This is a genomic window from Streptomyces sp. NPDC104761, assembly GCF_055583445.1.
Window position 1 is genome coordinate 889,228 of record NZ_JBVJNZ010000001.1, and the last position, 19,678, is coordinate 908,905.

General features: G+C 73.2%; 12 protein-coding genes and 1 riboswitch. Of the genes, 3 read left to right on the plus strand and 9 right to left on the minus strand.

What is annotated here, in order from left to right:
• Positions 1-241: 241 nt before the first annotated feature.
• Together sthA and ACZ63F_RS04085 are read right to left on the minus strand one after the other, a co-directional pair.
• On the minus strand, positions 242-1,645 hold the full coding sequence (gene sthA / locus ACZ63F_RS04080; RefSeq protein ID WP_469708441.1) for a Si-specific NAD(P)(+) transhydrogenase: 1,404 nt from the start codon (positions 1,643-1,645) through the stop codon (positions 242-244).
• 118 nt (positions 1,646-1,763) lie between these two features.
• Positions 1,764-1,970, minus strand: a complete 207-nt coding sequence (locus ACZ63F_RS04085; RefSeq protein WP_469708443.1) for a hypothetical protein — start codon at positions 1,968-1,970, stop codon at positions 1,764-1,766.
• A gap of 132 nt (positions 1,971-2,102) precedes the next feature.
• Here ACZ63F_RS04085 and ACZ63F_RS04090 point away from each other — a divergent pair, with 132 nt between their 5' ends.
• Positions 2,103-3,938 (plus strand): glycoside hydrolase family 15 protein, encoded by a 1,836-nt coding sequence (locus tag ACZ63F_RS04090; protein WP_469708444.1) that lies wholly within the window; start codon positions 2,103-2,105, stop codon positions 3,936-3,938.
• A gap of 3 nt (positions 3,939-3,941) precedes the next feature.
• On the opposite strand, the gene ACZ63F_RS04095 is transcribed toward ACZ63F_RS04090, so the two are convergent.
• From ACZ63F_RS04095 to ACZ63F_RS04120, 6 genes are all read right to left on the minus strand, one after another.
• A complete protein-coding gene (locus ACZ63F_RS04095) occupies positions 3,942-6,683 on the minus strand; it encodes a SpoIIE family protein phosphatase (protein ID WP_469708446.1) in 2,742 nt (913 codons plus the stop codon).
• 81 nt (positions 6,684-6,764) lie between these two features.
• A complete protein-coding gene (locus ACZ63F_RS04100; RefSeq protein WP_469708448.1) occupies positions 6,765-9,260 on the minus strand; it encodes a SpoIIE family protein phosphatase in 2,496 nt (831 codons plus the stop codon).
• A gap of 108 nt (positions 9,261-9,368) precedes the next feature.
• Positions 9,369-10,055: a 2-phosphosulfolactate phosphatase gene (locus tag ACZ63F_RS04105; RefSeq protein WP_469708450.1), complete on the minus strand. Its 687-nt coding sequence runs from the start codon at positions 10,053-10,055 to the stop codon at positions 9,369-9,371.
• 21 nt (positions 10,056-10,076) lie between these two features.
• Complete coding sequence (locus ACZ63F_RS04110) at positions 10,077-10,361, minus strand: YkvA family protein (protein WP_469708452.1); 285 nt, start codon at positions 10,359-10,361, stop codon at positions 10,077-10,079.
• Between the two features lie 40 nt (positions 10,362-10,401).
• Positions 10,402-11,553, minus strand: a complete 1,152-nt coding sequence (locus ACZ63F_RS04115) for a hypothetical protein (protein WP_469708454.1) — start codon at positions 11,551-11,553, stop codon at positions 10,402-10,404.
• Positions 11,554-11,919: 366 nt separating this feature from the next.
• Entirely contained in the window at positions 11,920-13,284 is a 1,365-nt protein-coding gene (locus tag ACZ63F_RS04120; protein WP_352363172.1) for an FAD-dependent oxidoreductase, read from the minus strand.
• 247 nt (positions 13,285-13,531) lie between these two features.
• Between ACZ63F_RS04120 and ACZ63F_RS04125 the strand changes: the two genes are divergently transcribed.
• On the plus strand, positions 13,532-14,590 hold the full coding sequence (locus ACZ63F_RS04125) for an NAD-dependent epimerase/dehydratase family protein (protein WP_469708456.1): 1,059 nt from the start codon (positions 13,532-13,534) through the stop codon (positions 14,588-14,590).
• A gap of 18 nt (positions 14,591-14,608) precedes the next feature.
• Here the strand turns inward: ACZ63F_RS04125 and ACZ63F_RS04130 are convergent, their stop codons facing one another.
• A complete protein-coding gene (locus ACZ63F_RS04130; protein WP_469708457.1) occupies positions 14,609-17,056 on the minus strand; it encodes a C40 family peptidase in 2,448 nt (815 codons plus the stop codon).
• A gap of 10 nt (positions 17,057-17,066) precedes the next feature.
• Positions 17,067-17,242: riboswitch (cyclic di-AMP (ydaO/yuaA leader) on the minus strand.
• A gap of 406 nt (positions 17,243-17,648) precedes the next feature.
• On the opposite strand from ACZ63F_RS04130, the gene ACZ63F_RS04135 reads away from it, so the two are divergent.
• The gene (locus ACZ63F_RS04135; RefSeq protein ID WP_469709324.1) at positions 17,649-19,634 is read left to right on the plus strand and encodes a DUF1996 domain-containing protein; all 1,986 of its coding nucleotides are present in this window, start codon (positions 17,649-17,651) and stop codon (positions 19,632-19,634) included.
• Positions 19,635-19,678: the final 44 nt, after the last annotated feature.

The following is a 19,678-nucleotide window of genomic DNA, read 5'->3' on the forward strand; positions in this document are numbered from 1 at the left end:
GGTACGGGTGGGGGGTGCACGACCTGCCCCGCACCCGGAGAGGGATGGCCTCGGGCAAGGACCGGTCGGAAGAGAAAGGGTGGGTGAGGGCCGCATGCCCAGAGTCGGCGAACGGTCACACCGCGTGTGTGGGTGTGACTATAGCGGCACGCTTTGACCTTTCAAGCTGACCGACCGGTAATCTCATATGCCACTTGGTGCCGACAACTCTCACACCGGAAGCAGCGGTTCCGCCGGCCCCTCAGTCCTCCAGCCGGTCGAGCTGCCGCAGCTTGTTGGTGGCGTCGAGGGCCGCAACCTTGTACGACTCCGCGAGCGTCGGGTAGTTGAACACCGCGTCCACCAGGTAGTCGACCGTGCCACCGCACCCCATGACCGACTGTCCGATATGGATCAGTTCTGTCGCTCCGGTACCGAAGCAGTGCACACCGAGCAGCCGCCGGTCCTCGGGCGAGACCAGGAGCTTGAGCATGCCGTGCGAGTCGCCGATGATCTGGCCCCGGGCCAGCTCCCGGTAGCGGGCCACGCCGACCTCGAACGGCACGCTGTCCGCGGTGAGTTGGTCCTCGGTCCGGCCGACGAAGCTGATCTCGGGAATCGTGTAGATGCCGATGGGCTGGAGGTTGTCCATCTGCCCGACCGGTTCCCCGTACGCGTGGTACGCGGCGACCCGGCCCTGCTCCATCGAGGTCGCCGCGAGCGCCGGGAAGCCGATGACGTCGCCCACGGCGTAGATGTGCGGCACCTCGGTGCGGAAGTGCTCGTCCACCGTGATCCGGCCGCGCCGGTCCGCGGACAGCCCCGCCCTGTCCAGGTCGAGTCCGTCGGTCAGGCCCTGCCGGCCCGCCGAGTACATCACCGTGTCCGCCGGTATCTTCTTGCCGCTCTCCAGCACGGTCAGCGTGCCCCGCGCATGCCGCTCGACGGCGGCCACCGTCTCCCCGAACCGGAAGGTGACGGCCAGGTCCCGCAGGTGGTACTTGAGCGACTCGACGACCTCGACGTCGCACATGTCGAGCATGGCCGCGCGCTTCTCGACAACGGTGACCTTGCTGCCGAGCGCGGCGAACATGCTGGCGTACTCCATGCCGATGACGCCGGCCCCGACGATGACCATGGAGCGCGGGACCCGCTCCAGCGACAGCACGTTGTCCGAGTCCATGATGGTGCGGCCGTCGAACTCGACGCTGTCCGGCCGGGCCGGCCGGGTGCCGGTCGCGATGATGATGTGCTCGGCGGTCAACAGCCGTTCATGGCCGTTGGGTTCGCGCAGGGCGACGGTGTGCGGGTCGACGAACCGGCCGGTGCCGGAGCAGAGGGTGACGTGGTTGCGGGAGAGCTGGTTGCGGATGACGTCCACCTCGCGGCTGACCACGTGCTGGGTGCGCGCGGTCAGGTCGGCGACGGTGATGTCCTCCTTCAGCCGGTAGCTCTGGCCGTACAGGTCGCGCTGGGTCAGGCCGGTCAGGTAGAGGACCGCCTCGCGCAGGGTCTTGGACGGGATGGTCCCGGTGTGGATGGACACGCCGCCGACCATGTCGGGGCTGTCCACGACGGCGACCCGGCGGCCGAGTTTGGCCGCCGCGATGGCGGCCTTCTGGCCGCCGGGACCGGAACCGATGACGAGCATGTCGAAGTCGGGCACCCTGCGAAGTCTGTCAGCAGCCGCCCCCGCTTCGAAAGGGTGAACGGGCAACCGTCCCGTGAAATCCGGTAGGGGCCGGGCCCGTTGCGCGTCTCACCGGCCCCGCGGGCCACCGGTGTCAGGGCAGGAGCCGCTCGACGCAGTTCGGCCCTTCGCGCTCCATCTTCTTCCTGGCCCATTCCAGGGTTTCCGGGGTGACGTCCCGGCCCGACGCCATCACCAGGTCCTCGGGCGCCACCCCGGTGCCGGGGGCGCTGTGCAGCAGGGAGTCCGGGGTGGCGCGGTCGTCGGACGACCGGGACGCTTCGGATTCTGAGGTCGACATGGTCCCTCCTTCGCGGAGCAGGGGTGCACACCTTCACGATTGCCCGCCCGGCCGCACCCCGCATCCCGGGAAGGAATTCGCCCCTTTTAGGTTGTAAGGTGACCGTACATCCGTTCCGGGGAGGCCGTCACGATGGCCGAGCAGGCGTTTTACCAGAATGCGCCCGGGAGCCCCCGCTATCTGCCGATCGCCGAGCACGGGCTGATCGGCGATCTGCGCAGCGTGGCCCTGGTCGGCAGCAACGGCACGATCGACTGGTACTGCAGCCCGTCCTTCGACGCCCCCAGCGTCTTCGCCGCCGTCCTGGACGCCGAGCGTGGCGGTTTCTTCGCGCTGGCCGCCGCCGTCCCGGCCCGGACCAAGCAGTTCTACTTCCCCGACACGAACGTGCTGATCACCCGGTTCTTCACCGACGAGGGGGTCGGCGAGGTCCAGGACTTCATGCCGGTGACGGGGGAGTCGCAGGAGTGCGCGCGGCACCGGCTGATCCGCCGGGTGCTGTGCGTGCGCGGCACCGTGCCCTTCCGGGTCCGGGTGGCCCCCCGCTTCAACTACGGCGCCGACCCGCACACCCTGCGCATGATCGGTGACACCGCGTTGTTCGAGTCCGCGGCCAAGTCCCTGCTGCTCACCTCGACGGTGGCCCTGGAGAGCGACGGGCCGGACGCCTGCGCCGACTTCAAGCTCACCGAGGGGGAGTCGGCCGTCTTCGCCCTCGACCAGGCCGGCGAGGACATCGCCCCCCGCGGTTGCGCCCGCGCCGAGGCCGAGCAGCAGTTCGAGACCACGGTCTGCTACTGGCGGCGCTGGCTCCACCAGTCCCGGTACCGCGGCCGCTGGCGCGAGATGGTGCACCGCTCGGCGCTCACCCTGAAACTGCTCACCTACGCCCCCACCGGCGCCATCGTCGCCGCGCCCACCACCAGCCTCCCCGAGCAGTTCGGCGGCGAACGCAACTGGGACTACCGCTACGTCTGGATCCGCGACGCCGCCTTCGCCGTCTACGCCCTGCTGCGGCTCGGCTTCAGCAGCGAGGCCGCCGCCTTCATGAAGTTCGTGACCACCTACATCAGCCCGGGCGACGGCTTCGCCTCCGGCCCGCTGCAGATCATGTACGGCATCGACGGCCGCTCCGACCTGCCCGAACGCGAGCTGACCCACCTGGAGGGCCACTGCGGCTCGGCCCCGGTACGGGTCGGCAACGACGCGGCCGGCCAGCTCCAGCTGGACATCTACGGCGCCCTCATCGACTCGATCTACCTCTACGACAAATGGGCCGAGCCCATCTCCAGCGACCAGTGGGACGACGTCACCCGCCTCGTGGGCTGGGTCTGCGACCACTGGGACCAGCCCGACGAGGGCATCTGGGAGACCCGTGGCGGCCGCAAGAACTTCCTGTACTCGCGCCTGATGTGCTGGGTCGCCATCGAACGCGCGATCCGCCTCGCCAACCGGCGCGGCCTTCCCGCCGAGCTGCCCCGCTGGCGCCAGTGCCGCGACACCATCTACCGGCGGATCATGGACCGCGGCTGGTCCGAGCGGCGCGGCGCCTTCGTCCAGCACGAGGGCGACGACGTCCTCGACGCCTCGCTCCTGATGATGCCCCTGGCCAAGTTCATCGCCCCGACCGACCCCAAGTGGCTGTCCACCCTGGACGCCCTCACCGAGGACCTGGTCTCCGACTCCCTCGTCTACCGCTACGACCCGCAGGCCAGCCCCGACGGCCTCCGCGGCGACGAGGGCACCTTCTCGATCTGCTCCTTCTGGTACGTGGAGGCCCTGGTGCGCGCCGGACGCGTCGACGAGGCCCGGCTCGCCTTCGAGAAGATGCTCACCTACGCCAACCATCTCGGCCTGTACGCCGAGGAGATCGGCCGCACCGGTGAGCAGCAGGGCAACTTCCCGCAGGCGTTCACGCACCTCGCGCTCATCAGCGCCGCCTTCAACCTGGACCGCGCCCTGGGCTGAGGATCACGGCAGCGGCTGCTCCGCCCAGATGACCTTCCCGGCGGGCGTGTAGCGGGTGCCCCACCGCTCGGCCATCTGCGCGACCAGGAACAGACCCCGGCCGCCCTCGTCGGTGCTCGCCGCGTACCGCAGGTGCGGGGAGGTGGTGCTGCCGTCGGAGACCTCGCAGATCAGCGTCCGGTCGCGCAGCAGCCGTACCCCGATGGGCGCCCGGCCGTGCCGGATGGCGTTGGTGACCAGCTCGCTGAGGAGCAGCTCGGTCGTGAACGACAGCTCGTCCAGGTCCCACTCCGCCAGCTGGCGGGTCACCCTGGACCGCACGTCCGAGACGGCCGCGGGATCCGCCGGCACCTGCCATTCGGCGATCCGGTCCGCGCCGAGCGCCCTGGTCCTGGCGACGATCAGCGCGACGTCGTCGCTGGGGCGGGCCGGGAGCCGTTCCAGGACGGCCGCACAGGTCTGCTCCGGGGTTTCGCCGGCCGCCGACTCCAGGGCGCCGGCCAGCAGTTCGAGCCCCTCGTCGATGTCCCGCTTCCGGTCCTCCACCAGCCCGTCGGTGTACAGGACCAGGCTGCTGCCCGGCGCCAGTTCCAGCTCGGCCGTCTCGAAGGGCAGCCCGCCCAGGCCCAGCGGCGGGCCGACAGGCACGTCCGCGAACTCCACACTGCCGTCCGGCCTGACCAGCGCCGGCGGCGGATGACCGGCACGGGCCACCGTGCAGCGCCGTGACACCGGGTCGTAGATCGCGTACAGGCAGGTCGCGCCGGTGATCGTGGCCGCGGTGTCCGCGCCGTCCTCGGGGGTCTCGTCCTGGTCGATGCGGCCCACCAACTCGTCCAGCAGGCCCAGCAGCTCGTCCGGCTGCAGGTCCAGCGCCGTGAAGTTGTGCACGGCGGTGCGCAGCCGCCCCATGGTCGCCGCCGCGTGCAGCCCGTGCCCCACCACGTCGCCGACCACCAGCGCCACCCGGGCCCCGGACAGCGGGAGCACGTCGAACCAGTCGCCGCCCACGCCCGACTGGGCCGGCAGGTACCGGTAGGCGATGTCCAGGGCGCTCTGCGCGGGCAGGCTGCGCGGCAGCAGACTGCGCTGCAGGGTGACCGCCATGCTGTGCTCGCGCGTGTAGCGGCGGGCGTTGTCGATGGAGACCGCGGCGCGGGCCACCAGTTCCTCCGCGAGGGCCAGCTCCTCGGTGTCGAACGGGGCGGGCTTCTCCGAGCGGCAGAAGTTGGCCACGCCCAGCACCATGTTCCCGGCCCGCAGCGGAACCGTGATCAGCGAGTGGATGCCGAACGCCAGGATCTGGCCGGTCAGCTCCACGTCCTGGGCCCGCCAGCCGGGCGCCTCCCGCAGCCGCGGCTCGACGACCGACTCGCCGCTCAGCAGGCTCCGGCCCTGCGGCGAGGACGGCACGAACTGGAACCTCTCGCCGACCGGGTACAACGGGGCGTCCTTGCGGATGCCGGTGCACGCCACCCGGCGCAGTGCGTCCCCGGGCTTGGGTTCCTCGCCCTTGAGGACGGCCTCGTACAGGTCCACGGCGGCGTAGTCCGCGAACCGCGGCACGGCCAGCTCCGCGAGCTCCTCGGCGGTACGGGTGACGTCCAGGCTGGTGCCGATGCCCACCCCGGCGTCGTACAGCATGTTCAGGCGTTCGCGGGCCACCTCGGCGCGGCCGGAGAGGGCCCGCAGCTCGGTGGAGTCGCGCAGCGTGATGACACTGCCGGGCGGTCCGCCGCGCACCTCGATGGGGCGCTGGTTGACGGCCAGCAGCCGGTCCTTGACCAGATGCACCTCGTCGGTGGCGACCCGCCCGGAGGCGATCAGCGTCGCCGTCTCCGGGTCCAGGCCGAGGTCCTGGACCCGGCGGCGCTCGGCCTCCGCCGGCAGGTCCAGCAGGCGCTGCGCCTCGTCGTTGGCGAGCATCAGCCGGCCGTCGCCCCCGACGATCAGCACACCCTCGCGCACGGAGTGCAGCACCGCGTCGTGGTGCTCGTACATCCGGGTCATCTCGTCCGGGCCGAGACCGTGCGTCTGGCGCAGCAGCCGCCGGCTGACCAGCGCGGTGCCCGCCGTCGCCAGGGCCAGCGCCGCGGCGGCCGCGGTCAGCAGCAGCGGCAGCTGCTGGTCGGCGGTGCCGCCCACGTGCGCGGTGGTGATACCGGCCGACACCAGACCCACCACCTTGCCGTTCGCGTCCCGGACCGGGACCACGGCCTGCACCAGCTCCCCGATGGTGCCGTGCACCTCCTCGGTGACGGTTCCGCCGGCCAGCGCGGGCCCGATGGTCCCGACGAACTTCTTGCCGATGCGGTCCGGCTTGGGGTGCGTGTACCGGATTCCGTCGGTGTTCATGACGACGATGAAGTCCACGCCCGTCGACCTGCGGGCCGCCTCCGCCCGCGGCTGGAGCACCGTCGTCGGGTCGGGCAGCCGCAGCGCCGCCGCCGTGCCGGGGGCGTCGGCGAAGGTCTGGGCGACGGCAAGGGACCGGTTGCGGGCCTCCATGCTGCTGTCGCGCCGCACCTGGAGCACCAGCGCCAGCACCGCCGACACGATCAGCAGCAGCACGATCGCGACCTGTAGCACGAACACCTGCCCGGCCACGCTACGGCCGCTCAGCGTCGACCACAGCCGTCCGGACCGGTTGCGCCCCGGCCCGTTCGGCTTCCGCTGGGCGAGCGGCGCGCGCGGAGTCCCGGATCGGGACGGCCGAGTGTCGGACCGGCCGGGCTGACGGACCATGAGCCCATGTCTACACTGCCGCGCCGCCCGAGGCGAGAGCGTCCCCAGAGGTAACCAGGACGATACCCCGCCGTGTCCCGGTCACGCCCGGTCCGCGGCGCCCGGCCGCCGGGTGGCGAGCAGCAGCGCCACGTCGTCGGGGCGGTCGGTGGCGTGCCGGGCCATGGCGGTGAGCCGGTCGGCCACCCCGGTGAGGGTACGGGCGCCGCGCCGCCCCGGCGCCGCCCCGGCCTCCGTCAGGGCCGCCCCCAGCGCCGCGATGCCGTCGTCGATGTCGGCGCCCGGCCGTTCCACGAGACCGTCCGTGTACAGGGCGAGAATCGCGTCCGGCGCCAGCTCGAGACCGGTCACCGGATACCGGGCCCGCGGGTCGACGCCCAGCACGACACCGCCGGGGATCTCCAGGACCCGGGTACGGCCGTCCGGGGCCCGCAGCAGGGGCGGCGGATGACCGGCCCGGGCGATCCGGGCGCGCCCGGTGGCGGGATCGAGACGCAGGTAGCAGCAGCTCGCGAACTGGCCCGGGTCGAGGTCGATGAGCAGCCGGTTGGTGCCGCTCAGCACCTCGTCGGGCGGCCGGTCGCTGAGCGCGAACGCCCGGACCGCGCTGCGCAGTTGTCCCATGGTGGCGGCCGCCTGCACGCCGTGCCCCTGGACGTCGCCGATGACCAGCGCGAGGCCGTCGCCCGCCCCGACCACGTCGTACCAGTCGCCGCCCACGTCCATGCCCTGGGTGCCCGGCAGGTACCGGCCGGCGGTCTCCACCTGAGGGTGCGCCGACAGGCGGCGGGGCAGCAGTGCCTGCTGGAGACCGCGGGCCAGGGCGGCCTCGCTGTCGTAGCGGCGGGCCTTCTCCATCGCGTGCGCGATCAGGCCCGCGAGCGCCATGAGGACGGTCCGCTCCTCGGTGCTGAAGGTCCGCTCGGACTCGAAACCGAGGATGCAGGTGCCGACCGGGCGCCCCGAGGCGATCAGCGGCAGGAAGGCGCGGGAGCCGACCTCGGCGTCCAGGGCGAGACCCGGGTAGGTGTCCGCCAGCCGCCGCATCGACTCGAAGAACAGCGGCCGGCCGGTGGTGAGGGTCTCCACGCCGGGGATGTGGGCGTCCAGACCCACACCGTCGAACGGGGCGAGGAAGCCCGGCGGGAAGCCCGACTCCCAGGCCAGGTAGAAATGCCGGTCCTGGAGCAGGTAGATGGCCAGCCGGCGGCCGCCGAACGCGGGAAGCAGCTCCTGCATCACCACCGCGGACACCTGCCGGGCGGTCACCGCGTCGGTCAGCGCGATCGCCAGGGCGATCGGCCGGTACAGCGGGGTCATCGAGGAGCCGCCGGACCGCCCGAGCGTGCCAGGCCCGGCCGCGGGGGACAGGTGCACGGGCGGGTCGATCCGGCTGGCCGGGACGACCGTGCAGGTGACCAGGTCGGAGCCCGGATGCACCGACAGGGCGAGGAAGTCACCCTCCGCGGCGCCGCCGCGCCGGACCTGGAAGTGCACCGGGCCGCGGGCGAGCAGCGCCCCGCGCCAGTGGTCGTCGTACGGCGGCCCGCTCAGCCACGGCATCGCCTCCGACAGGGGCCGGCCGAGCAGCTCGGCGCGGGGCCGGCCGGCCAGCCGGACGGCCGCCGGGTTGGCGTAGCGGACGACGCCGGAGCGGTCCAGGCAGAAGACGCCCTCGGGGAGCAGGTCGGCCGCTCCGTCGGCGGGGGCGGACGGGCCCGGGTCGATGACGATCCCGGAGACCAGTGAGGGGTTTTCGGTGCCGGGCGGCGGCCACAGCTCCAGCAGGAGCGGGGCGCCGTCCGCGGACCGCACCCGCAGCGGGGCGGGCGGCGGCTTGCCGGCCGCGGTCTCGTGCAGTGCGGTCAGCACGTCGTCCGCGTCGGCGGGCGTCACGGCCACCGCCAGCTCGGCCCCGGTACCGGGGAACTCCGCCGGCGCCCGGCCGAGCAGGGCGTGCAGCCGGTCGTCGGCGTGCACCGCGGAGGTGACCGGGTCCCAGGTGAAACGGCCCACCCGGGCCGGTCCCGGCCGGGTGGCGGGCGGCCGGACGCACACCGGCTCGCCCTCCCAGGCGACCGCCGCGTCCCCCTCCTCGGCCACCAGCTCGCACAGCCCGGCACCCAGCCGCTCGGCCAGCCGGCCCAGCCTGTCCAGGTCCGGCAGCTCGTCCACGGTGTCCGCGGTACCGGAGAGAAGCACGGTGAGCACCCCGAAGGACGGCTCCGCCCCGGGCACGGGCGTGTACACCGAACCGAACTGGAACGGCAGGCCCGCCGCGAACTGCGGGTAGCGGCGCACCGTCTCGGCCGCGTTGGGCAGCACCACCCGCGTGCCGAGCCGGTAGGCGTCCGCGACCGGGAACGGCCGGTCCATGTGCAGCCGCCACCAGGGTCTGAACAGCGGGCCCGGCAGCCCCACCAGCGTGGCCAGCCGGAGCAGCCCGGGGGTGCCGGAGCGCAGGTACACCCCGGCGACGTGGGCACCGGCCGCGCCGAGGGCGCCGGTCGAGGCCTCGACCAGCAGCGCGGTCAGCCGCTCACGCGCCCGGCCCACGTGCTCGTCGCTCCCAGTCATCGGGTCCTACCTCGTCCGCGCACCGCCGGGTGGGTGACACAGCAAGAATGCGTCACGACGGCCCGAACACGCACCCCCGGGACACGGGCCGGTGCGGACCCGGCCGGCTCAGCCGCCGCCCACCGGCCGCAGCACCAGGTGACCGTCCTCCCGCGCGGCCGCCATGGCGAACGGGAAGACGTCCGCCTCCAGGCACATCGGTACGTCCTCGGGGTGCACGCCCTCCCAGCCGAGCCGCAGGCCCTCGGCGAGCCGCGCCGCCCCGCCGGAGTTCCGGGCCCGCTCCACGAACGGGCCCGGGGCTACGGAACCGTCGCTCACCAGCCCGGCGACGTACTCGGCGCAGGCCAGGTCCTCCTCGGCCCGCCCGCCGTCCCCGGTGACCACGAAGGTGACCGCCGCGGGCCGCTCGCGCCGCAGCACGGCCGCGGTGGCCCCGGCGACCACGAAACTCGCGCACAGCAGCAGCCGGGCGCCGGTGACGGCGAGCGCCCCGGTCGTCCCGGCGGTGGTCTTCTGGACGACCGTACGGCCCGCGACGTCCAGCGAGCGCAGCTGGGCCGGAGAGTTGGCCAGGTCGAAGCCCGGCACCACCGGGCCGTCCTGGAAGGCCAGCCAGCCGGGGTGACGGGCCTTCAGCTCCAGCGCCTCGTCGAGGGTTTCGGCGAACACGATCCGCTCGGCGCCCCGGTGGAACGCCCAGGCCGCCACGGTGAACGCGCGCATCACGTCGACGACCACGGCGACTTCGGGCGTCGAGGACAGACCGGGGACACCGGTGAAGGTGGCTCGCATCACCCCATCATGCCCGGCTGGTCAGAGCTCCGGCTCCTCCGTGGCCGGCAGGGCCGCGCGCATCGAGCGCAGGGCCAGCAGCAGGACGCCGATGTCGTCGAGGTAGATCGGGTCGGGCAGCAGGTCGGTGGGGAGCACCAGATACAGGACGGCGCCCCAGAACACCCAGCGCGAGCCGGTCGGCAGCCCGGCCCGGCGCAGGGTGCGCCGGGTGCGGACCAGCCGCACGAGTACGGCGACGGCGCCGGCCAGCAGGGCCGCGGCGACGATCGCGCAGATCACGAGCACGGTCGTGGTGGTGTCCATGACTGTCCTGTCGTCCGGCCCCGATCCGGCCCGGGGTCTCTCACTGGTCCGTCTTCCCGGTTTCGTCCTCGGGCATGGCCGCCGGCCCGGCACCGTCCTTCGGGGCCCGCAGTCCCTTGACCGCGCGGGTCAACTGCTGGAAGGGCGAGGCGGTCCGGGGTGCCGGTGCGGCCGGGGCGGGCGCGTCGCGGAGGGCGGCGAGCGCCTCGCCGGCCCGCTCGGCGGCCTCCCGGTACAGGTCCCGCGACCTGGTCATGGCCTCCAGCGCCTCGGCGTACTGCGCGACGCGCTTGCGCTCGCGCGCCAGTTCCTCCTCCAGCGTCATCAGGGTCCAGTTGTCCCGCAGATCGGCCAGCGCCTCCTCGGCGCCCAGCGGCGCGGGCTTCGGGAGCGCGGCGAACCGGCGCACGGCGGCGAACAGTTCGGTGGGCTCCGAGCCGTCGAGGAAGACGCTGCGCACCGCGTAGTCCTGCGCGTCGTAGTCCGACGGCGCCGGGTCCGGGGGCAGCAGTACCGCGCCGCCGCGCGGGACCTCGACCCCGAGGTCGCGCAGCGCCCAGTTGACGGCACGGAACTGGTGGGGCGCGGCCCGGTGTTCCACGACGCGGTGCGCCAGACCGGGCGGCAGCTGCCGGACCAGCGGCAGCCGGCCGAGCGCGTCGGGGGTCATCGCCTCGTGCACGACGAGGTTGACGCACCAGGCGTCCTTCGCCGCGTCCCGCAGCACGCGCCGCATGTCCTTGTCGTCGGCGGGCAGCGGGTTGACCGTGCGGAGCCTGACGCCCGCCACCGCCGGGTGGTAGTCCCAGGCGGCCTCGCCGCCGTCACCGGCCTCCTCGCCGTCGGGCCAGAACATCACCGCGGGGGAGGGCCAGGCCTCGTCGCAAGGCCGGTCGGCCTCGGCGACGAGCTGCCACTCCCGCCCCGCCTGCCGGCCCTGCAGGTCGACGGCCAGGACCAGCCGGGCGCGCACCGTCACGGTGCCGTCGCCGACGCGCCAGCGGGCCTCGAAGACGCGCCGGGCGGAGTCCTCGGGCACGGGGGGTTCCGCGAAGTCGTCGAGGACGCCGGTCTCCTTGCGGCTGCGCAGGATCCTGCGGATCACCTCCTCGGAGTCCGGACCCGTGTGACGGCCGCGGGCGGCCCAGACGGTCGGCGGAAGGACGGCACGGTCGGCGGCGGAGTTCGACATGGGCCAATCTGCTGGTGGGAGGGGAGTGCGTCCTCCAGTATCGCCGCCCGGGAGCGCGTCTCATAGGGCGGGGGCCGCCCGCGCGCGGCGAGTGCGCCCCGCACCCGGGGTGCGAACCGAGTGCGTCGTACGACGCCGGTTCACCCGTGCCCCTGATCCGGCCGGCCTCGGAGAATGGTGGCGGGAACGGGGACCGCCCGACCATCCGCTAGGGGCGGGCCCCGTTCCCGCCGCCGGGAGGCATGAGCAAGAAGCACGACAAGGACGCACGACAAGGACGCACGACAAGGACGCACGCGAAGGAAGCACGAGAAGGGGGCCGACGGCAGTGCGCCGGCCCCCTGTCACAGGTCACGTCCGAGCGCCTCAGGCGCCACTCTCGCGGAGCATGTCCTCGCGCTCGACCAGCTTGACGCGCTCGCGGCCCTGCGGCTCGCCCAGCGCCTTCTCGGCGGCGTCCAGCCGGTACCAGCCCTCCCAGGTGGTGAAGCGGACGCCGCGCTCGGCGAGGAAGGCGTCCACGGCCTCCGGCGCGGGCGCCTCGGGGGTGTGCAGGCGGCCGTTCGCGTAGTCGTCCAGCAGGTTGGACACCGTCTCGTTGGCGTCGCCCTTGGTGTGGCCGATGAGGCCGACCGGGCCGCGCCGGATCCAGCCGGTGACGTACGTCGACTGGAGGTGGCCGCCGCTCTCCTCGATGACCCGGCCGCCCTCGTCCGGGACGGTGCCCGACTCGATGTCCCAGGGCAGCTTGGGCAGCCGGTCGGAGAGGTAGCCGACGGCGCGGTAGACGGCGCCGAGGTCCCAGTCCTTGAACTCGCCGGTGCCCTTGACGTTGCCGGTGCCGTCGAGGGCGGTGCGCTCGGTGCGCAGGCCGACGACCTTGCCGTCCTCGCCGAGGATCTCGGCCGGCGACTCGAAGAAGTGCAGGAAGAGCTTGTGCGGGCGGTCGCCGACGTCGCGGATCGCCCAGTTCTCCAGGGTCTTGGCGACCATGTCGGCCTGCTTGTTGCCGCGCCGGGTCTCGATCGAGCCCTCGTCGTAGTCGATGTCCTCGGGGTCGACGATGACCTCGATGGTGGGGGAGTGGTCCAGTTCCCGCAGCTCCATCGGGGAGAACTTCGCCTGCGCCGGGCCGCGGCGGCCGAAGACGTGGACCTCGAGGGCCTTGTTGGCCTTCAGGCCGTCGTAGACGTTCGGCGGGATCTCCGTCGGCAGCAGCTCGTCGGCGGTCTTGGCGAGGATGCGGGCCACGTCCAGGGCCACGTTGCCGACGCCGAGGACCGCGACCTTCTCGGCCTCCAGCGGCCAGGTGCGCGGCACGTCCGGGTGGCCGTCGTACCAGGAGACGAAGTCGGCGGCGCCGTAGGAGCCGTCCAGCTCGATGCCGGGTATCCGCAGCTCGCGGTCGGCGGTGGCGCCGGTCGAGAACACCACGGCGTCGTAGAACGTGCGCAGGTCGTCGAGGCTGATGTCGGCCGGGTAGTCCACGTTGCCGAAGAGCCGGATCTGCGGCTTGTCGAGCACCTGGTGCAGGGCCGTGATGATGCCCTTGATGCGCGGGTGGTCGGGGGCGACGCCGTAGCGGATCAGGCCGAACGGGGCGGGCATCCGCTCGAAGAGGTCGATGGACACGCCGGGCTCGGCGGCCACCGCGGACTTGAGCAGGGCGTCGGCGGCGTAGATCCCGGCGGGGCCGGCTCCGACGATGGCTACCCGCAGGGGGCGCGGCATGATCAGGTTCCCTTCGAGTGAGGACAATCGATCTCGAACGGGAAGCCTAAGCTAAGGCAGTCCTAAGTTAGTACGCGGGTCCGCCCTATGACCTCATAAGCCGATCTTATGACGTGTATCGGGTCCGGCTTATGGCCTCGGGGTGGCCCGGAGGCCCTCCGGGTGCTTGGCGGGCACACGTCACATGCACCACCCTGTCCTCTGCGGCGCACCGAGGCGCGGTGGCCGGAGGGCGAGGGGTGAGGGCGTGGCAGTATGCGGGGAGACGGCCGTCGCGGTGACCGGCGGCAGCGGATTCGTCGGGAGCCACCTGGTACGGCGGCTGCTGGAGCGCGGGTACCGGGTCCGGGCGACCGTCCGCCGCGCCTCCGACACGGCGAAGGTACGGCCCCTGTGGGAGCTCCAGGAGGCGTTCCCCGGCCGGCTCACCCTGTTCGAGGCGGACCTTCTGAAGGACGGCTCCTTCGACGAGGCGTTCCGCGGCTGCGCGACCGTCTTCCACGTGGCCTCGCCGTTCCTGATGCCGGAACGGATCAAGAACGGGCAGCGGGACGTGGTGGATCCGGCGCTGCTCGGCACCCGCAACGTCCTCGGCGGCGTCGAGCGCACGCCGGAGGTGGAGACCCTGGTCCTCACCTCCACCGTGGGCACGATCTTCGGCGACTACGCCGACGTCCGCGAGATGGCCGACGGGGTGCTGACCGAGGAATACGTCAACACCACCAGCACCGTGGCGAACAACCCCTACCACTACGCCAAGACCGTCGCCGAGCGCGCCGCCCGCAACGCCGAGGCCGCCCAGGACCGCTGGCGCCTGGTCTCCATCAACCCCGGCCTGGTCCTCGGCCCCTCCCTCACGCCCGCCTCCGAGTCCGGCAGCCTCTTCCTGCTCGACGAACTGTTCAAGGGCTGCTTCTGCTACGGCGCCCCGGACTTCAGCTTCACCACCGCGGACGTCCGCGACGTGGCCGACGCGCACATCGCGGCCGCGGAGAACCCGGCGGCCAGGGGCCGTTACATCGTGGCCAACGAGACGATGACGTCCTTCCACGAGATGTCCCGGATCATCCGCACCCGCCACCCCTGGGACCCCCGCCTGCCGCGCACCGCGCTCCCGCACGGCCCGGTACGCGTCCTGGGGCCGCTCTTCGGCCTCACCCAGGACTACATACGCAAGCACCTCGGCATCCGCTTCCGCGTCGACAACGGCCGCAGCGTCCGCGAACTCGGCCTCGCCTACCGGCCCGTCGAGGAGACCCTCCTGGACCACCACGAGAGCTGGCGCACCCGGCGGCGGAGGGCCTGAGCCCGACGGCCACGGAGGTCAGGCCGGGCGGATCACCCGGTGGATCGCCGACTCCCCGGCGTTGTAGATCGACTCCTCGCGGATGAGCGCCCCCGGGCTCGGCGCGTGCACCATCGTGCCCCCGCCCGCGTAGATCCCCACGTGGCTGTCGTCGTCGAAGAAGAAGACCAGGTCACCCGGCTCGACGGCGGCCAGCGCGATCGGGGTGCCGGCCAGCGTCTGCTCCGCCGCGGTACGCGGCAGCGTGACGCCGGCGGCGCGCCAGGCGGCCTGGGTCAGGCCGGCGGCGTCGTACGCCCCCGGCCCGGTCGCGCCCCAGACACACGGCCGGCCGATCTGCTCCCGCGCGAACGCGAGCGCCTTCATCGCCTTGCCCGGCTCGGCCGCGACGCCCGGCTGGACGAAGGCACCGGCGTCGGCGTATCCGCCGGGCGCCGGCGCCGCTGCGGTGGGCACCGGGGCCGGGACCTGCCCGGGCGCGGTCGGCAGGGGCGTGGTGGGGAGCGGGGCGGTGACGACCGGGGCGGGGGCGGCCACGGGCATCGCCATCGCGGGCGCGGCAGCCGTCATCGCCTCGGGCGACGCGGTCATGACCGTCGGCATCGCGGCGGTCGGCGGTGCGGGGGGTGCCGCCATGGGGGCTGCCATCGGCGCCGTCATGGGGGCTGCCACAGATGCCGCCATCGGCATGGGCGTGGGCGCGGGCATCGCCGCGGCGGGCGCGGCCATCGCGGTGGGCACGGCCATGGTGGCGGCGTAGGCGTACGCGCCGTCGGCGGACTGGATGCCCTGCGGATATGCGCCGGCCTGCATGCTCTCCGGATAGGCTCCGGCCTGCATGCCCTCCGGATAGGCACCGGCCTGCGTGCCCGCCGGGTAGGCGCCGGCCAGGTCGGCGGCGGGTGCGGCGGCGAAGGGGGCGGCCATCGGCACGGCGGCCGTGGGCGGGGCAGGGACGGCGGGGGCTGTCATGGGGTACCCGCCGGTGCCGTAGGCCGTGTCGGCGGCGACCGGCGGAACGTCGGTGTAGGAGGCGGCCGCGTTCGGCGACATGATCCGGAAACCGCCGGCGTCCATCGGGCTGGGGGCCGGGGCGGGAGCGGCTGGCGCCGCGGTCGGGTAGGCGCCGCTGTTCGTGGGAGCTGCGGTCGGGTAGGCCCCGGCGCCTGTCATCGGGTCCGCGGTCGGGAAGAGGCTGGTGCCCGTCATGGGGTCCGCGGTCGGGAAGAGGCTGGTGCCCGTCATGGGGTCCGCGGTCGGGAAGAGGCTGGTGCCCGTCATGGGGTCCGCGGTCGGGAAGACGCTGGTGCCCGTCATGGGGTCCGCGGTCGGGAAGACGCTGGTGCCCGTCATGGGGTCCGCGGTCGGGAAGACGCTGGTGCTCGCCATGGGATCAGCCGTCGGGAAGCCGCCCGCGTCGGCCGGCGTCGGCATCGGGAACGAGCCCGTGGCACCCGGCGTCATGATGCGGAAGGAGCCGCTGTCCCCCGGCGCCGGAGCCTGGGCGGCGCCCGTGTCCATGGCGGGCGCGCTCTGGTAGGTCCCGCCGCCCGAGCCGCCCGGGGTCATGACGCGGAAACCGCCCGTGTCGGCCGCGGCCCGGGTCGGGGCACGGTCGGCACCCCCCGGGGTCATGATGCGGAAGGTACCGGTGTCCGAAGGGGACACGATCGGGATGCCGCCCGTCTCGGTCACCGCCGGGAGCGCGCGGGTGGCGGCGGGGGAGCCGGACCGGGCGGAGCCGCTGCCGGTGCGCTGGTTCGGTATGCCGACGCCGGGAGCCTGCCACTGCTGCGCCGGTGCCTGGGCCTCGGGCGTCGGCCAGGGGCTGGGCGACTGCGGAACACCCTGGGCGACAGGGGCCGGGGTCGCGTCGAGGGCGGCGATCGCGCGCTGCCCGGTGCGCTGGGACAGCACCTCGCGCGCCTTGGCGAGCTTGAGCTGGTTCCTGGTCTTCGAGGCACCCGGGGTGGGCCGCTGCGGCCCGGCGGCGGGCAGCGCCCTGGGCGCACCCGGGGTCCCCGCGGGCAGCGCCGCGGCGGACCCTGCCGTCAACTCCAGCTTCGGGCGCGCCGGCAGCTCGCGGACGACCTCGATCTCGCTCTGCGCGGACGGTCCCGCGGTCAGCTCCAGCCGGGCCGGGCCGGAGTCCTCCAGCTGGCCGAGGAGGTCGGCGGCCATGGCGCTGACGGGCCGCCGCGGGCCGGGCCGGGCGGGCTGCCGGTCGGAGGGCAGCGCGGCCGGAACGCTCGGCCCGAGCTTCGAGCGCGCCCCTTCGAACCATTCCCGGGCGATGTTGTCGAGGCCCGGGTCGTCACGACGGGGCCGTTTGAACAGCGGGACGCCGCGTGAGCGCGAGCCCCCGCTCATCGCGCGGGTGGCGTTGTAGTTCCCGGTGGCGTTCTCGGCCTGGTCGTAGAGGCTGTCGATCCGCTGTCGAACCTCGTCACGGCTCTCGGGCGCCATTGAGGGGTCGTGCTCCTTCCGTACTCCGCCTACCGGGTTAGCTGTCGGGTTCGGGCGGTCGAATCCGGAAGGCATGCCCTACGGCCTTTGTCCTTGCGGACGGTGGCCGATTCACCCCAGTGGTCGGTTGGGTCCCCGGCTCCGGATCAGCCCCTGAGGGGGCACCGGACTCGGCGGAGGCCGCGCGGCCCGACGGGATTCGCCGGGGGGAGCCGAGCGGCTTGCCCGTCAACTTAGCCAACTTGTGTCACTCGTGTGAAGGTTGAAGTGGCTAATGTCCGATACGTATTTGTGATGTTCGTCGTAGCGTTCGGAACTCGACCGTACGGAACGGCATTTCGCGCGCATCCATTGCATTCGCAGGGTCACCGGGGCGTTGCCGTCGGTCGCGTTCGTCTGCTCCGGTGCACGCGCTTTCTGTGAGGTCGCCGTGAATTCGTGGGTCTGTTGAACACGGTGGGGCCGTGGGCCGTATAGGGCGGGGGAATTCCATGCCCGGCCGCCCACGACACGCAGGGGAACGACCTTGAGACGCAACAGGCGCAGACGCCCGACCGGCGCACAGCGCGCGACCTTCGCAGCGGTCGCCCTGATGCTCGGCGGCGGAGGACTGGTCGCGGTGAACGTCTATGCCTCGGCCACCGAGAACGGCGGAGACCAGGGACAGGTCGCCACGGGCCAGGTGCTGTCCGCGCCCACGATCTACTGCCCCGACGTCGGCAGCCGGCTGACCGCGGTTCCCGACGGCGCCCGGGCGGACGTCGACCGTGAACTCGCCCAGCTGGACCAGCAGATCGCCGCCGCTTACCAGCAACTCACCCGGTCCGCGGCCGAGATCGAGCAGAACCCCGGCTTCGCCGGTCAGGCGATCATCGACCCGCTGAAGGCGGAGCGGTCCGAGTCGCTCCAGCGCATCGCCGACGCCATCGGCCGTGTGGGCGACCGCCCGCAGGGCCTCGACGACCTCGCCGCCTGCACCCTGCGCTCGTCGGACCAGGGCGCCGGGCAGTCGGCGGCTCCCCAGGGCAGTGCCACGCCGAGCCAGAGCGGCCAGGGCAGCGCCGCGCCGAGCCAGGGCACCGGCGCCGGCGGCCAGGGCACAGGCGGCGGCCAGGGCGGCAACGGGCCGGTCGCCGCCGACTACGCGGACATCACCTCGGTCCAGCCCGACGTCTCGACCCCGGCCGAACAGCCCGGCGGCTCCACCGGCACCTTCTCCTCCAGCTGCGGCGTCAACGCGAACGGCCTGTTCAACTCGGACAACGTCATCGTCGCGCCCGGCGTCTCCAACGGCGCCCACCACTTCCACGACTACATCGGCAACCAGTCCAACAACGCCTTCGCCAGCGACCAGGACCTGGCGAACGCGCAGACCAGCTGTGCGGACCAGGGCGACAAGTCCACGTACTACTGGCCCGTGCTGCGGCTGCAGAACGGCAAGCAGGAGCGGGACGCCGACAAGCCGGGCGGCGGCACCGAGGGCAACGCCGGGCAGATCCTCACGGCGAAGCAGGTCACGCTGACCTTCGAGGGCAACCCCACGTCCAAGGTCACCGAGATGCCGCGGCTGCTGCGCATCATCACCGGCGACGCCAAGGCGTTCGTCAACGGCCCGGCCAACGCCAACGCCTCCTGGAGCTGCACCGGTTACGAGGACCGGCAGCTCAAGGACAAGTACCCGCTCTGCCCCTCCGGCAGTGACGTCGTGCGCACCTTCCGGTTCCAGAGCTGCTGGGACGGCCGGAACATCGACAGCGCCAACCACCGCACCCACGTGGCGTTCGAAGGCCCCGACGGCAGCTGCCCGGCCGGTTTCCAGGCCATCCCGCAGCTGGTGCAGCGCATCGTCTACGCCGTGGCCGCGCCGAGCCTCCAGGACGGCGGCCGCACGGTCCCGCTGTTCGCGGTGGACTCGTTCCCCGAGCAGCTGCACAAGCCGGTCACCGACCACGGCGACTTCATCAACGTCTTCGACGAGAGCCTGATGCGGAAGATGGTCGACTGCATCAACTCCGGCCGTACGTGCGGCGCGGGCGCCGACGAGCAGCCGCCGTCCCAGAGCGCGGAGCCGTCCCGGCCGAGCGAGACCGCGAGCCCGTCCGAGCCGCCGGCCGAGACGCAGAGCGCCGAGCCGTCCGAGCCGGCGACCCAGCAGCCGTCGTCGGACCAGCCCTCGTCCGAGCCCCCGGCCGGCACCCCGGCCACGGAGACCGCCACCGCCACCGCCCCTGGCTCCGGCTCCACCGGGCTGCCGAGGGTCTACGCGACTCCGTCGCCGAAGAAGACGTCGACCACCAAGTCGTCGGGCGGCGGCGTCATCAGCGAACCGACGCAACGGCCCGACACCGAGGCACCCACCGGCAACGCCACCGCCTCGCCGACCGGCACCGCGGTCGCCGCCCCGGCCGGCCAGGAGACCCCGGCCACCGGTTCACAGACCGAGCCCCAGACCGAGCCCCAGGCCGTCCAGGGCGGTCTCGCCGAGACCGGCGCCCACCTGTGGCCCGCGGTCTTCGGCGGCCTGCTGCTGGTCTCCGGGGCCGCGTTGCTGTGGCGCACCAAGCGGACCTCGTTCTGACCTGTCACCCGCTGCGCGGCGTGTCGCGGGCGGGCATGCCCGGC